Origin of the sequence: Spartinivicinus marinus (genome assembly GCF_026309355.1) — a bacterium.
Lineage (GTDB): Bacteria > Pseudomonadota > Gammaproteobacteria > Pseudomonadales > Zooshikellaceae > Spartinivicinus > Spartinivicinus marinus.
Genome location: NZ_JAPJZK010000001.1, coordinates 5,844,859 through 5,859,341, shown reverse-complemented (window position 1 = coordinate 5,859,341; position 14,483 = coordinate 5,844,859). Strand labels below are relative to the sequence as shown.

Annotated in this window: 15 protein-coding genes; 13 read left to right on the top strand and 2 right to left on the bottom strand. The window is 39.9% G+C overall.

Translation table 11 applies throughout. The features are described 5' to 3' along the window. The first annotated feature begins 137 nt into the window (after positions 1-137). The 7 genes from OQE68_RS25880 (at position 138) to OQE68_RS25850 (ending at position 10,704) form a co-directional block, all read left to right on the top strand. The gene (locus OQE68_RS25880) at positions 138-2,450 is read left to right on the top strand and encodes a contractile injection system tape measure protein (protein ID WP_434801531.1); all 2,313 of its coding nucleotides are present in this window, start codon (positions 138-140) and stop codon (positions 2,448-2,450) included. Next, positions 2,447-3,955 (top strand): ATP-binding protein, encoded by a 1,509-nt coding sequence (locus OQE68_RS25875; protein ID WP_180569007.1) that lies wholly within the window; start codon positions 2,447-2,449, stop codon positions 3,953-3,955. The genes OQE68_RS25880 and OQE68_RS25875 overlap by 4 nt, the downstream gene beginning before the upstream one ends. A gap of 12 nt (positions 3,956-3,967) precedes the next feature. Continuing rightward, positions 3,968-6,148: an ATP-binding protein gene (locus tag OQE68_RS25870; protein ID WP_180569008.1), complete on the top strand. Its 2,181-nt coding sequence runs from the start codon at positions 3,968-3,970 to the stop codon at positions 6,146-6,148. Continuing rightward, positions 6,123-6,434, top strand: a complete 312-nt coding sequence (locus tag OQE68_RS25865; protein ID WP_180569009.1) for a PAAR domain-containing protein — start codon at positions 6,123-6,125, stop codon at positions 6,432-6,434. Before OQE68_RS25870 ends, OQE68_RS25865 begins: the two co-directional genes overlap by 26 nt. A 187-nt stretch (positions 6,435-6,621) precedes the next feature. Then, positions 6,622-9,153 carry a GNAT family N-acetyltransferase gene (locus OQE68_RS25860; RefSeq protein WP_266195827.1) on the top strand — a complete coding sequence of 844 codons (2,532 nt, stop codon included), beginning with the start codon at positions 6,622-6,624 and terminating at the stop codon, positions 9,151-9,153. Positions 9,154-9,185: 32 nt separating this feature from the next. Beyond that, positions 9,186-10,202: a reverse transcriptase/maturase family protein gene (locus OQE68_RS25855; RefSeq protein ID WP_266195826.1), complete on the top strand. Its 1,017-nt coding sequence runs from the start codon at positions 9,186-9,188 to the stop codon at positions 10,200-10,202. A gap of 7 nt (positions 10,203-10,209) precedes the next feature. Beyond that, positions 10,210-10,704 carry a hypothetical protein gene (locus OQE68_RS25850; RefSeq protein WP_266195825.1) on the top strand — a complete coding sequence of 165 codons (495 nt, stop codon included), beginning with the start codon at positions 10,210-10,212 and terminating at the stop codon, positions 10,702-10,704. Here OQE68_RS25850 and OQE68_RS25845 read toward each other — a convergent pair. Further along, entirely contained in the window at positions 10,693-11,205 is a 513-nt protein-coding gene (locus OQE68_RS25845) for an IS630 family transposase (protein WP_266195905.1), read from the bottom strand. The genes OQE68_RS25850 and OQE68_RS25845 overlap by 12 nt on opposite strands. Positions 11,206-11,243: 38 nt before the next feature. Beyond that, positions 11,244-11,750 (bottom strand): IS630 family transposase, encoded by a 507-nt coding sequence (locus OQE68_RS25840; protein WP_180572012.1) that lies wholly within the window; start codon positions 11,748-11,750, stop codon positions 11,244-11,246. A 102-nt stretch (positions 11,751-11,852) separates the two neighbouring features. Here OQE68_RS25840 and OQE68_RS25835 point away from each other — a divergent pair, with 102 nt between their 5' ends. The 6 genes from OQE68_RS25835 (at position 11,853) to OQE68_RS25810 (ending at position 14,478) form a co-directional block, all read left to right on the top strand. Beyond that, positions 11,853-12,179: a GNAT family N-acetyltransferase gene (locus OQE68_RS25835; RefSeq protein WP_266195824.1), complete on the top strand. Its 327-nt coding sequence runs from the start codon at positions 11,853-11,855 to the stop codon at positions 12,177-12,179. A gap of 229 nt (positions 12,180-12,408) precedes the next feature. Continuing rightward, positions 12,409-12,573, top strand: coding sequence for a hypothetical protein (locus OQE68_RS25830; protein WP_212717457.1), 165 nt, complete (start codon positions 12,409-12,411; stop codon positions 12,571-12,573). 49 nt (positions 12,574-12,622) lie between these two features. After that, positions 12,623-12,829, top strand: coding sequence for a hypothetical protein (locus OQE68_RS25825; protein ID WP_266195823.1), 207 nt, complete (start codon positions 12,623-12,625; stop codon positions 12,827-12,829). Between the two features lie 3 nt (positions 12,830-12,832). Continuing rightward, entirely contained in the window at positions 12,833-13,405 is a 573-nt protein-coding gene (locus OQE68_RS25820; protein ID WP_266195822.1) for a GNAT family N-acetyltransferase, read from the top strand. 32 nt (positions 13,406-13,437) lie between these two features. After that, on the top strand, positions 13,438-14,088 hold the full coding sequence (locus tag OQE68_RS25815; protein WP_266195821.1) for a reverse transcriptase domain-containing protein: 651 nt from the start codon (positions 13,438-13,440) through the stop codon (positions 14,086-14,088). 87 nt (positions 14,089-14,175) lie between these two features. After that, positions 14,176-14,478 (top strand): hypothetical protein, encoded by a 303-nt coding sequence (locus OQE68_RS25810; RefSeq protein WP_266195820.1) that lies wholly within the window; start codon positions 14,176-14,178, stop codon positions 14,476-14,478. Positions 14,479-14,483: the final 5 nt, after the last annotated feature.

Here is a 14,483-nt window from a genome sequence, read left to right as displayed (position 1 = left end):
GCGGTTAATATTATAATAAAAGTTGGTGGATAGTTTATATGTCAGTAATAAAACAATGCAAATTTTCAATTGATTCAAATAGTCCTGGAAACCTTACCAAACTTAGTTTTTTATTAAATAAGAAAAATTTGGAGAGGATGATTTGCCAAGCATACGATAAACAATATCTGCCTAAAATATCTGATCAGACTATTGAAATTAAAGAATTAACCATTAACTTGGGTGAACTCAATATTGCTACGTTAAAAAGCTCATTAGAAACAGCATTGTCAAATGCATTTAAGCAATTCTTTGAAAAATTAGATAGTGAAATAAAAGAAGGTAAGGCTTATAAAGTCAATAACCATGAGAAGTTATCTAATAATGGTAGACAAATTATTGATAAGCGTGGCTATCCAGTTAAAAATCAGAAAAGCCCTATTACGCTGTCTTCCACTTTGCCTAAACCACTATTGAAAAAGCTTCGCTCTCTGCTTCATAGTGTTATTAGTAGAAGTATGACTGAAGAAGTAGATGCTATTGTCGGTGAGTTTGTTGCTAAAACTAGTGAAGTTAAAATGAGATTAAATGCCGATGATTTTCTAGCATTAATTAAGTTGAACTGGCAACAAAACTATCACCAAATACTTCCAGATTCTGTAAACAAACTGTTACAGGAGTGGTCTGAAAGCTATATAATCAGTTTATATAATCAACCTGTTATAGATAAAACCCAAGAATCAGCCACAAAAAAATTATCTGCTAAGGGAGACAAGGGCAAACCAGTTACCAGTGTAAATTTTAAAAACGGCAATAATGAATTTATCAAATGGTTAAGGAAAGCTTACAACGAGAAGCTGGGTAGCCTGATAACAACTGTTCAAAACGATAGTAACAGGTTACTTATTAAGCCCGCAGACTCTCAAGCAATTAATTACAAACCGGCCAAGCAGAAAATTATTAACAATGTAGACTCAACCAATAACAATAGGGTTTACCAACCATTCACAAATACTGTTTACAATAAGTTGATAAAACAACTTGATGAAGTGACATGCTTTATAAATAAGATAATAACAGGGCTTGAAAAGGGTGACTTTAGATCAGATAAGGCGAAAACTTTTAATTTAGTACAAGATGAACTTTGTGAGTTAATTAATCGCTTTACTAGTAGTAACTACAACGAAGCTCTTAGCAAAATAGCACCAATACAATGGCCAAAGCTACGACAAACGTTGAATTGGCTGGTTAAAGATAAGAATGTTATTAATGCTGATGCTTTAAAAAATGGAATACTGAATCTCAATAACCGGCTAAAAGAATTAAAACAACAAGTAGTGATTCATTCAAGTGATTCCCCCGGTTTTAACGACATCGAGCAACCACAAAGTCCACATCCTCAAACTGCTTCAATGGATATTGACAATTACCAGAAACAGTTTGATCAACTAATCAATAGCTTTGATCAATATATACAGGTTTCTATGGCTGATGTGGGTAGTTCAAATATACAAGAAACTAACATAGTAGACCTATATAAAGCATTTTTATACCGTTTCGAAAGACTGTTTGGTTATCCCTTGCCACCTCAATGGCTCCAACACTTACAGTTAATGATAAAAGTAAGTGATCAAAATAATAATGAGTATTATATTGCGAACACCACCGATAGTAAAAATAATCAACAGACTGTAGAGCGTACAGATAAACAATCAGAACAGAATCCAGATAACAATACAGCAATCGTTAATATTTCTAATCAGCTCAGTAATAAGCTAAATACAACAGGTAAGTTAACTAATCAACCCTATCAAGTATTCAAGCAGGCAAGTAAACAATCTTTTTCTAGTCAAAAGCCATCAAACCCTGGGTTACAGATGTTAAAAGATCTCCATCGATCTATCACAGGCGAGTTACAGGCCAATATTAGTGCGGATCAGTCTCATCCAATGATTAGTGAATATCAAATTGAAAATGCTGGCGTCGTGTTATTAACCCCGTGGTTTTCCTCACTTTTTAACAAACTAGGTTGGTTGAAGAATGCTCAGTTTTTTATTAATGATAATGAAGAGTATACGGCATGCCTGGGAGTTAATTTACTCAATAGGCTTAACCTGAATCCTGATGCTAATGGGTTCACTAACCCTCTACACCAAATCTTGTGTGGGCTTGGGGTTGAGGAAACTATAGATATGCTTGAACTACCCGAACAGGCCGAAGCTGAACTGGTTCATTTACAACAAGCAGTGATAGCTCATTGGCAACACTTTAATCAGGCAACCATTACTAGTTTGCAACAGTTGTTTATTCGTCGGCCTGGGGTATTAACCTCTATTGAGTCGGGTTGGGTGTTAACTGTGCCTAGAGAAAATCAAGATGTATTATTACAACATCTCCCTTGGTCATTTAATACGGTTAAACTTCCATGGATGAACTCAGTCTTGACGGTGCATTGGAGTAAAACCCTGTGAATAATGACGTTTCAATACAATATTTAGCTGATGAATTTGATTGGCTATCTGCACTAATAGACTCTGCACTGCGTTTAGACATGAATAACAATCAGTGTAGTACTGATGGATTAAATACGAGTGATGATGTTGAAGGTGACGTTAATCAATGGTATCAAATAATCCCCCCTCCACCATTAAAGCCTCAGTTAATTGGTTATCATCAATGGTTAAACCAACACTATCAAAATAATTCTGAGCTTAATAAGGTGCGACTGATTATGAATTTGGCACTCGCTGCTTATTTATTACCAGCGGTATTACTGCCAATAAAACAGCATCCACAAGCGGGATTAAGGGTCAATAACCAAGGGCATAGTAAGGAGGAGGGCGCTATCGAACCTAGCTGGCAAACTACTGCTTGGCTTCTGACGCGTTGTTGGCCTATGCAACATAACCAACTTGGCCAACCAAATCCGTCTACACTGGCTATTCAGAATGATAGTCAACAACTGTTAGCGACTCGATTACAACTATTGCCTTATATGCAAGGTGAGAGTTCGTTACAGCAACATAAAGTGTTGTTATCATCAAGTAATCACGCTGATCCCTGGTTACAGCCGTTACAAATAAACCCTGTCACTTGTCAGCAATGGCTAGGTTTAGCCGAACAGCAAATCTTGACACCATTGGCGGATTTTCCTGCACAGCACATCACTACGCAGCTTACATGGGATGATTTAGTAGTCGCAGAGTGTGTGACGACCAGTTTAGTGGATATTAAACGTTGGTTGCAGTATAAGCAGCAATTGGAAAAAGATACCGTTCTCAATAAACTCATTAAACCCGGTTATCGTGCCTTGTTTTATGGCCCCCCTGGTACAGGTAAAAGCTTAACAGCAGCTTTATTAGGTAAAATCTGTACCTCATGTCAACACATAAATAAGCATCCTGCTGAATTACCTGTTTATCGGGTTGACTTGTCCCAGGTGGTATCTAAATGGGTAGGTGAAACCAGCAAAAACCTGGCGTTATTATTTGATACGGCAGAACAACACCAATGGATTTTATTTTTTGATGAAGCGGATGCGCTTTTCAGTCAGCGTACCAGCGTACAGACGGCCAATGATCGCTATGCTAACCAAGAAATTGGCTTTTTATTACAGCGTATAGAAGCCTACCCAGGGCTAATTATTTTAGCCAGTAATTTAAAAGATAATATTGATGAAGCCTTTACCCGGCGTTTGCAGTCTATAGTACATTTTCCCTTACCTGATGAACAACAGCGGCTACAACTGTGGCAACAAGCTGTACCAGCAACCATTGCTTTTGCAGATGATATTGATTTTCGTGAAATTGCTAAGCAATACCCAGTCAGTGGTGGGTTAATTACCAATATTATACTTAACCTTGCCCTGGAGGCTATCGATAATCACCTGCCAGATGAACAGCAACCAGTTATTCAAAAGGAAATGTTGCTACAGGGAATTAAGCGGGAATTATTAAAAGAAGGTGTTTATCTGTAAAATGGCAATTTTATGAACTTATCTGACCTTTTCCAGCAGACAGCAATCATTCCACAACAGTTGTATGAATGGTTATTGGCTGATGTTAATTCACATGAGCACACTGCTGAACATCAGCAAATGCTTAAACAGCATATTCAGCAGCTGCAGGTTCAATTGGCGGAATCTCCGCAGTTGCAGCCTTTAAAACGAAGCTTCCAGTTAACCGGGTTGGCGCTAATGATTTTATTATTAGCCGTATTACCTAGTGTTTACCCTCGTTATCGGGTGATTTACCAAAAGCTTCATGGGCAGCCAGAGCCTACTATTGACTTATTAATATCCATGATTTGTGATACTGAGCAGACACATCATACTTATTTATCCCAACTGTGGGATAATTCCCCTTTATTTCATTGGCGGCTATTAACTGTCCAGGGGAGAGGTGCAGCAAAGCTATATCAGCCCTTATGGGTAGCCCATGACCTACTACAATGGTTTTTAGCACGATTAAACCAGTTAAATGAATTACATCAATTGCCCCCCGAAATATTACCACCTGAAATCCAAGAGCTATTAACACCTCTTAAAAAGCCACCCTGGCCAGTGGTGGATACATTTAATAGGGATAGGAAAACTTTTGGTATTCATGAAAAATTAACCACATATCAAACCAGCCAAATTCTAGTGATTAATGGTGGCCAAGGGGCAGGGAAACGTACTAGTGCGATATCGCTTGCTAAACAGTTAGCCCAACCGATTTATGAGTTAAATCAAGCCGTGTTTACTCAATATCAAGAGTTTCATTCGGTACTTATCGATTGCTTACGTTACTTGAACTTAACCAATGGGATCTTATATTGGCCCAATGGGGCGGCTTACTTAGCAGAAAATAAAGCGGCCGTGCCACTTATAGCCAATTGGCTAAACCAAGCACCAAGATTACTCATATTTGGTGAGTTAACCCATAACCCATTAGAGAATACCGCAATAAATTCAATAGCTTTACCAATGGCTTTAACCCCGTATTTTAACGACCAATTAACAGTTGATGTATTTCAACCAGCGGTGCAAGCTCAACTATGGCAAACTTTTGTTAGTTATCAGTATGAACAGCATGGGATCAATCGGGTAGCTATGTCAGAAGATGAATGGCTAACGTTAGCCCATCGTTTTCCCAGTTTGCCTGGGCACATCATGCAGCTGTCACATCGAGTTATGGAGGAGGATTTTACAGAAAACCAGTGTTCGCAAAACAGCCAGAATGATCTTGACCCTGATATAATGCCAGAAAATATAATTGATCGTCTTATGTCCTTGGCCACTCAAAACCAACCAGAACAGTTGGCCGGTGTGGCTACCCGGATGGTTTCTAACATTGGTTTACAAGACTGTTTTGTAGAGAAAGGCATACAACAACAATTACACAGTATTATTCATCAGTTTGAATATAATCTAGCCCAAATAAGAGAGCAGCCAAGCACGAGAATAACAGGGCTAAAAGTATTGCTCTATGGTCCACCGGGTACTGGTAAGACCCACTGTGCCCAAGCGCTAGCTAATGAATTACAAATACCGCTCTACCGGGTGGATTTAGCAAAAATAGCCAGTAAATGGATTGGTGAAACCGAGAAAAACTTAGCTGCAGTGTTTAACCAAGCAGAGCAACAACCCTGTGTGTTGTTTTTTGATGAAGCCGATTCATTATTTACACGTCGCACGGCGGTTCAAGATGCCCAAGATAAAAACACCAACTTAGGGGTTAATTATCTATTACAGCGCATTGAACAGTTCAATGGCTTATTATTATTAGCCACAAATTATCAAGATAATATCGACCCAGCATTTTTTAGGCGCCTAGATTGGGTGATTCAACTCAATTTACCCAATGTAAAAATCCGAGAAAAACTGTGGCAGTATCATTGGCCAAAAGCAATCACAAAAATTAATGCCATTTGTTTAAAAGAGCTAGCTCTACTATTTCCCTTAACTGGTGCGCAAATTAGTAATATTACCCAGGCAGTAAAACGCCAGCTGTTAACTGATAAAATGATGGTTAATCAAACCAACCCACCCATTATTGATAAAGCATTATTAGCCCATCACATTAATATAGAGTTACAAAAACAGACAGAAAATAAAGCAGCAATATATCAATTAAATCATTGGTTAAGGAACGGAGAAAATCATGGGAATGCCAGCAGCAACTGTTGAAGATTTATATACTTGTCCTAAATTAGATCCTGGACCAACACCACACCTTGGCCGCCAATTGAAATTAGCATCCCCGAGCTTAGGTTCACTTAATGTTTTGATTAGTGGTAAACAAGCAGCTCTCGGTGAAACCTTATTTATGTGTGGTAGTCAGGGAGATAATAAAATAGTGAATGGCTCAACAACAGTAAAAATCAATGGTAAGCCAGCAGGGAGAAAGGGTGATGTAACAGCCCATGGGGGCGTTATTGTGCAGGGGGTAGCTACGGTGCTTATAGGTGGATGAATACCCTTCGCGAACCATCTTTAGGGTTTGTTATCTGCTCTCTTCAACTCAGTCACTTATTTTTTATAAGCTCCTTCGTTTCATCGCTTGATGCCTCCCCTAAAAAAGTTTCGCTGTGGGTATTTCTTGCAATTGTGTCATCTTAAAATTGGTAAATAGGCGGATGGTTAAAAAGGTTAGTGGCTAAATGACATTTTTTATTAATGATGTACATGCACTTCAACAATTGCAGCTAATGGAATCGCAACCGCTATTAATGCAGGCAGATGAAAAACAATGGCAAGCAGCCTATGCCCAGCAAATGGAAGAGAAGTTGTTTCATTATGACCCAACGGCCGCAGATTTATTACAGCCCCCAGCTAATTCAGCCTTTGTGGGGGATTATTATGATTTTAGTCAATCCCCTTTGTGGCAAATGCAGCGGGATTATTTTATTGATCAAGGGCCGGCAGCTTGGCAAACGAAACAAGTCCCTCATTATATTACCAGTAACCCCACCCTGGCCGCCTGTTATGCTGAAATTATTATCCATTATCTGTTGGATGGTTTGAGCCAGCAGCTCATCAATGTAAATAGCCCAATCTATATGTTAGAGCTAGGTGCAGGGTCTGGTCGTTTCGCTTATTACTTATTAAAGCAACTGGAAAAAAAGCTACCAAATTACGGATTAGCTGATCTACCGCTAGTGTTGCTTATCAGTGAATTTGCACCAAAAAATTGTGAGTTTTTACAACAACACCCACAATTATTGCCTTATTTAGCATCTGGGCAAGTGCAAGTAATTCAGGTTGATCTGGCGCCAAAAAACACTGTTAAAAAAGCTACTAACAACCCATTTGATAATCCGGCACTAACTCAAATAGTTCAGGCAAGCAGCAACCCTTTAATTGCCATTGCAAATTATGTATTTGATGGTTTACCTCAAACCTTAAGCTATTGTCATTATGGGCAGTTTTATCAGGGTGAAGTTGCCATTGAGTCTATTAATGGAAGTGCTGAAAAAGCAGTTATTCAAAAGCACCAGAAAGGCAAAGGGCTGTTTAAGGACTTGACATTGCATTATCGTTGGCGGCTATGTGATTCCTTATCCTGTGAATCCTTAACAAATGAATCACTGTTAGCAGGCGGTGAAAATTTAGGCATATTCCCATCTACACTAGTACCGAGTCTAGAGCCGAGTTTATTATCGATTGTGCAGTATTATTTAAAACACTTATCCAGTCAGCCATTGTTACTTCCTACCAGTGCGATGCACTGTATACAACAGTTGCAACAATTAGCCCGTGGTCAGTTGTTATTATTAATGGCTGACAGAGGCTATAGTCAATTAAGTCAAGTGCGCCAGCAAGGCTTACCACGCTTAGCTGCCCATGGTTGTTTTTCTTTACCCATTAATTTTCATGGATTGGCGCAATGGTTAGAGGTAATTAAGGCTAAATCTGAAAATTCCCATGATCCTGAAACAAGCTGGTATTTTCAACAACAACACCGTGATCAGGGTTTAGTGTATCAAGTATTAATGATCAATCAGCCAACCTCAAATGATAGACTGAAAGATGAAGTAGCTGCTAGGCAGTTTCCAGCAACGCAACATGTTGTAGAACAGCAGTTGACTGGTTTTAATCCCGATGATTTTTTTATGGTAAAACGTAGTTTACATAATCGGGTAGAGGAACTAACCAGCGAGCAAATGCTCAGCTATTGTCGGCTTAGCAAGTACGATTATATAGTACTCCAGCAGTTTTTACCGGTGTTATTAAAACAAGGGGTACCTATTAATAGTCGGTTAGATTGGCTAGACTGCTTGCAGCAAACCTGGAGTCAGTATTTTATAATCGGTGAGCAAGAAGAGTTTGCTTTCACCCTTGGTTTATTAGCCATTGATTTAAGTGGCTGGGGCCTAGCTAAAACCATCTATTTACATTGCTTACAATGGGTATTGGCATGGGCGGATCAATCTAATCCTAAGTGCACTACAAATAATCTGTCCACGCTTAATCAAACTGCCCTATGGCATAACTTAGCCCTTTGTGGCTACAGTAGTGGTGTTCAGCCCTTAGCTAAACAATGCATTCAACAAGTACTACAGTTATCGCCTAATGACACACAAGCACTTCAATTAGCCAGTGATATTGTAGAATGGCAAGCCTATTGTCAGCAATGTAGTTGGTATGATGCTGACCAAGCCAGGGATAATGAATTAATGCTAGAGCCATTAGGTTTACACCATGCTGCTGAGTTAGCTTTACAATACCGTGATCCCACCATAGCCCAATTAACGCGGCTGCCAGAAATTAGCAATGTGAAACAAGCCCAAGCCTTTATTCAAGATCAGCAATCACAGCGGCATATAATGGCGGTATTACACGATAATTTTGGCCTAGTGGGTGTGGTGAGCATTGAACCGCTAACAGATAGCTTCTCAGGCTTGCCTGGCTTGACACTTTCGGAAACAGATACAGATAGTGCTGGTTATTTTTATTTTTGGATAGGCACCGACTACCAATGCCGGGGCTTTGGTACCCGAGCGGCTAGGTTGGCTTTAACACAAGCACGAAAAATGGGGTTAAAATGTCTTTATACTTCAGTATGGGGGCATAATAGCCATTCGCAGCGGGTGTTAGGCAAGGTTGGGTTTAGTGGGTTTGCTGATGGGGCTGCGGGAGATGTTTTTGATGTGCAGCGGGAGTTGTATTTTGTTGTTAGTTTAATTGAATGATAGGTGGGTATAACGTTGGGAGATAAATACCATTGTCGTTGATTCATCAACTAGCCAGTGATGAGATTATTGATGAAGCCTTTGAATGGTTGTGTAAAAGCCGAAAGAATAGTCATTACAATAATTCCGTATGGCACTGTCGTTTTCATTGGCAAGCGATCAAGCCCATTATTCAAAAACAGTTAATCGCCGGCGACTATCGTTTTTCACCATGTAAAGCCTGCAAAATAGACGGACACAGTATTGGGGTTTGGAATGCTCAAGATGCGTTAGTACAAAAAGCAATGACATTGGTCCTTACAAAGAGGTTAAAGCCGTCTATTAGCCCCTGCTGCTTTCACTTAAAGGGACATGGTGGTGCCAAAGCAGCGGTAATGAAAGTTGCTTTACATTGCAGTCGTTATACCCATGTCATGAAGTCTGATGTGAAGTCTTATTATGCCAGTATTGATCATGCAATATTAATAGAGCAATTACGCAGGGTAATGAATGATGAAGTTGTTTTAGATTTAATCACGCAATTTTTAAATCATTTAGATGATGTTAATGCTGAATTATTTTTCGTTGAAAAAGGGATTACTAAAGGCTCGTCATTATCACCCTTGTTAGGTGCTTTATTTTTAACGGAATTAGATAATCAATTAACCAGCCATGCAAAAAAACATAATTTGGTTTATGTAAGGTTCATGGATGATTGGGTGTTACTTACGAAAACAAAACGTCAATTAAGAACCGGCGTAAAACTCATGAATCAGGTGCTGAGTGTGTTAAAAATGGAAAAAGCACCAGATAAAACATTTATTGGTCGAATTACTAAAGGGTTCAACTGGTTAGGCTATCGCTTGGGTCCATCAGCAGGGCTTGGGGTGTTGTTAGCCGAAAAAACCTTGACAAACCATCGAGATAAACAACTTCGGCTTTATGAGCAAGCAGCTTCTGTTGAAGCGGTGAAAATGTATATCAAACGGTGGTGGCAGTGGGTGAGAAGCGGAGTGAAGTTGGATGGGGCCTTAGAGGGTTGTTTGGTGGCGTTGGAGGCTGCTGGATAATTTTTGGGTGTCCTGTTTTTTACCTTATTTACATTGCTTACAATGGGTATTGGCATGGGCGGATCAATCTAATCCTAAGTGCACTACAAATAATCTGTCCACGCTTAATCAAACTGCCCTATGGCATAACTTAGCCCTTTGTGGCTACAGTAGTGGTGTTCAGCCCTTAGCTAAACAATGCATTCAACAAGTACTACAGTTATCGCCTAATGACACACAAGCACTTCAATTAGCCAGTGATATTGTAGAATGGCAAGCCTATTGTCAGCAATGCAGTTGGTATGATGCTGACCAAGCTAGGGATAATGAATTAATGCTAGAACCATTAGGTTTACACCATGCTGCTGAGTTAGCTTTACAATACCGTGATCCTACCATAGCCCAATTAACGCGGCTGCCAGAAATTAGCAATGTGAAACAAGCCCAAGCCTTTATTCAAGATCAGCAATCACAGCGGCATATAATGGCGGTATTATACCAATCCTGTTTATTAGCTTGTTAAAACAGCCCAGCACCTGGAGCACAAGCTTTTAATGTTATTTTTCTTATTCACAAATACATTCCATGCCTCACAACAAGACTCAACAATATCATTGAAATTTTTAAAACAACGGTTTGCCAGTGAATCTTCTCTAAGTTTTTCCCATATCCGCTCTACTGGGTTAAGTTCTGGGGAAGCAGGTGGTAACTTTAATAGCGTAATATTCGCAGGTATTTCTAGGCAATGAGTCGTATGCCATGCAGCTTGATCAACGATAACCAGTCCGTGTCTTCCCTTGGAAATGGCTTTTGAAATTTCTGTTAAGTGCAACCTCATTGCTTCTGTGTTAGCAACAGGTAATACAAGAGCCACCCCTATATCTTTGGCAGGACAAACAGCGCCAAAGAGATAAGCTGACTCAAACTGTTGTTGCTTCACTACTCGTGGGCGCGTACCTTTCTCTGCCCAAATACGCGTACTGGTATTTTGCTGACCCACTCTCGCTTCATCTTGAAACCAAATATCAACTTTATCTGGAGAAACGGATGAAGGAAGTACTTTTAGGGCCTCTTTCTCAAAGTTTTTTTAAACGCTTGCTGTTTATCTGGACTATGATTAGGGTGTTTAGATCTTGATGTAATCCAAGAAAGTCCTGCTTTATGCAATACCTCATAAATACTACTTAAGCTGTAGTCTATATTAAATTGCTCTAGCAGCAACTGTTGTATATCTTTACCCTGAACTCTACCGCCTTGACGATTGTTTTGTAAGGTAATAACGGCCGCTTTAAATTCATTATATTGTGAAGGACAAAGAAACGGTTTTTTTCCTCTACCGGGTTGTTCATAAAGTCCTTCAAGGCCATCTCGTCTAAAACGGTTGAGCCAGTCCTGAATGGTATTGTTTGACTTTCTTAATGCTCGCGCTATTTCTGTTTGGGACCAACCTGCTTGTAAATGAGCCATCGCTAATAAGCGAAGCCGTGTTCTTGGGTGGGGCTCTCTGTTTAGTAAGGCATCAAAGTCGTAGTCATACAACTCATCTGGAATAGAAGCAATCCTTGCCATTATTAAATTCCTAGTCAAATTAAGTGAAATACTGTGACCAGGTATTTTACAGATTATTTACCATGATTGGTATTACACGATAATTTTGGCCTAGTGGGTGTGGTGAGCATTGAACCGCTAACAGATAGCTTCTCAGGCTTGCCTGGCTTGACACTTTCGGAAACAGATACAGATAGTGCTGGTTATTTTTATTTTTGGATAGGCACCGACTACCAATGCCGGGGCTTTGGTACCCGAGCGGCTAGGTTGGCTTTAACACAAGCACGAAAAATGGGGTTAAAACGTCTTTATACTTCAGTATGGGGGCATAATAGCCATTCGCAGCGGGTGTTAGGCAAGGTTGGGTTTAGTGGGTTTGCTGATGGGGCTGCGGGAGATGTTTTTGATGTGCAGCGGGAGTGGTATTTTGTTGTTTACATGAGAAAATAATGAAATTGATTTTGATAAAATCACACAATTTTTAAATCATTTAGATGATGTTAATGGTGAATTATTTTTCGTTGAAAAAGGGATTACTAAAGGCTCGTCATTATCACCATTGTTAGGTGCTTTATTTTTAACGGAATTAGATAATCAATTAACCAACCATGCCAAACAATATAATTTAGTTTATGAGTAGAGCGCCTGCGGCTTTTTTAAATAAAAAGCGGATGATTGGGTGTTACTTACGAAAACAAAACGTCAATTAAGAACCGGCGTAAAACTCATGAATCAGGTGCTGAGTGTGTTAAAAATGGAAAAAGCACCAGATAAAACATTTATTGGTCGAATTACTAAAGGGTTTATTCCAGGCATCCTGCCTTTTACCCTTCGGGCCAGCTAAAGCTGTTCAAAATTGTTCCTGACAATTTTGTGACTGGTTAGGCTATCGCTTGGGTCCATCCGCAGGGCTTGGGGTGTTGTTAGCCGAAAAAACCTTGACAAACCATCGAGATAAACAACTTCGGCTTTATGAGCAAACAGCTTCTGTTGAAGCGGTGAAAATGTATATCAAACGGTGGTGGCAGTGGGTGAGAAGCGGAGTGAAGTTGGATGGGGCGTTTGAGGGTTGTTTGGTGGCGTTGGAGGCTGCTGGATAATTTTTGGGTGTCCTGTTTTTTAGTTGGTATGATGCTGACCAAGCCAGGGATAATGAATTAATGCTAGAGCCATTAGGTTTACACCATGCTGCTGAGTTAGCTTTACAATACCGTGATCCCACCATAGCCCAATTAACGCGGCTGCCAGAAATTAGCAATGTGAAACAAGCCCAAGCCTTTATTCAAGATCAGCAATCACAGCGGCATATAATGGCGGTATTACACGATAATTTTGGCCTAGTGGGTGTGGTGAGCATTGAACCGCTAACAGATAGCTTCTCAGGCTTGCCTGGCTTGACACTTTCGGAAACAGATACAGATAGTGCTGGTTATTTTTATTTTTGGATAGGCACCGACTACCAATGCCGGGGCTTTGGTACCCGAGCGGCTAGGTTGGCTTTAACACAAGCACGAAAAATGGGGTTAAAATGTCTTTATACTTCAGTATGGGGGCATAATAGCCATTCGCAGCGGGTGTTAGGCAAGGTTGGGTTTAGTGGGTTTGCTGATGGGGCTGCGGGAGATGTTTTTGATGTGCAGCGGGAGTTGTATTTTGTTGTTAGTTTAATTGAATGATAGGTGGGTATAACGTTGGGAGATAAATACCATTGTCGTTGATTCATCAACTAGCCAGTGATGAGATTATTGATGAAGCCTTTGAATGGTTGTGTAAAAGCCGAAAGAATAGTCATTACAATAATTCCGTATGGCACTGTCGTTTTCATTGGCAAGCGATCAAGCCCATTATTCAAAAACAGTTAATCGCCGGCGACTATCGTTTTTCACCATGTAAAGCCTGCAAAATAGACGGACACAGTATTGGGGTTTGGAATGCTCAAGATGCGTTAGTACAAAAAGCAATGACATTGGTCCTTACAAAGAGGTTAAAGCCGTCTATTAGCCCCTGCTGCTTTCACTTAAAGGGACATGGTGGTGCCAAAGCAGCGGTAATGAAAGTTGCTTTACATTGCAGTCGTTATACCCATGTCATGAAGTCTGATGTGAAGTCTTATTATGCCAGTATTGATCATGCAATATTAATAGAGCAATTACGCAGGGTAATGAATGATGAAGTTGTTTTAGATTTAATCACGCAATTTTTAAATCATTTAGATGATGTTAATGCTGAATTATTTTTCGTTGAAAAAGGGATTACTAAAGGCTCGTCATTATCACCCTTGTTAGGTGCTTTATTTTTAACGGAATTAGATAATCAATTAACCAACCATGCCAAACAATATAATTTAGTTTATGAGTAGAGCGCCTGCGGCTTTTTTAAATAAAAAGCGGATGATTGGGTGTTACTTACGAAAACAAAACGTCAATTAAGAACCGGCGTAAAACTTATGAATCAGGTGCTGAGTGTGTTAAAAATGGAAAAAGCACCAGATAAAACATTGATTGGTCGAATTACTAAAGGGTTCAACTGGTTAGGCTATCGCTTGGGTCCATCCGCAGGGCTTGGGGTGTTGTTAGCCGAAAAAACCTTGACAAACCATCGAGATAAACAACTTCGGCTTTATGAGCAAGCAGCTTCTGTTGAAGCGGTGAAAATGTATATCAAACGGTGGTGGCAGTGGGTGAGAAGCGGAGTGAAGTTGGATGGGGCGTTTGAGGGTTGTTTGGTGGCGTTGGAGGCTGCTGGATAATTTTT

Bases quoted from the DNA above. Each gene is read 5' to 3' on its own strand.
- OQE68_RS25860 (WP_266195827.1), top strand. From the start codon at position 6,622: ATGACATTTTTTATTAATGATGTACATGCACTTCAACAATTGCAGCTA.
- OQE68_RS25865 (WP_180569009.1), top strand. From the start codon at position 6,123: ATGGGAATGCCAGCAGCAACTGTTGAAGATTTATATACTTGTCCTAAA.
- OQE68_RS25810 (WP_266195820.1), top strand. From the start codon at position 14,176: ATGAATCAGGTGCTGAGTGTGTTAAAAATGGAAAAAGCACCAGATAAA.
- OQE68_RS25880 (WP_434801531.1), top strand. From the start codon at position 138: ATGATTTGCCAAGCATACGATAAACAATATCTGCCTAAAATATCTGAT.
- OQE68_RS25840 (WP_180572012.1), bottom strand. From the start codon at position 11,750: ATGGCAAGGATTGCTTCTATTCCAGATGAGTTGTATGACTACGACTTT.
- OQE68_RS25870 (WP_180569008.1), top strand. From the start codon at position 3,968: ATGAACTTATCTGACCTTTTCCAGCAGACAGCAATCATTCCACAACAG.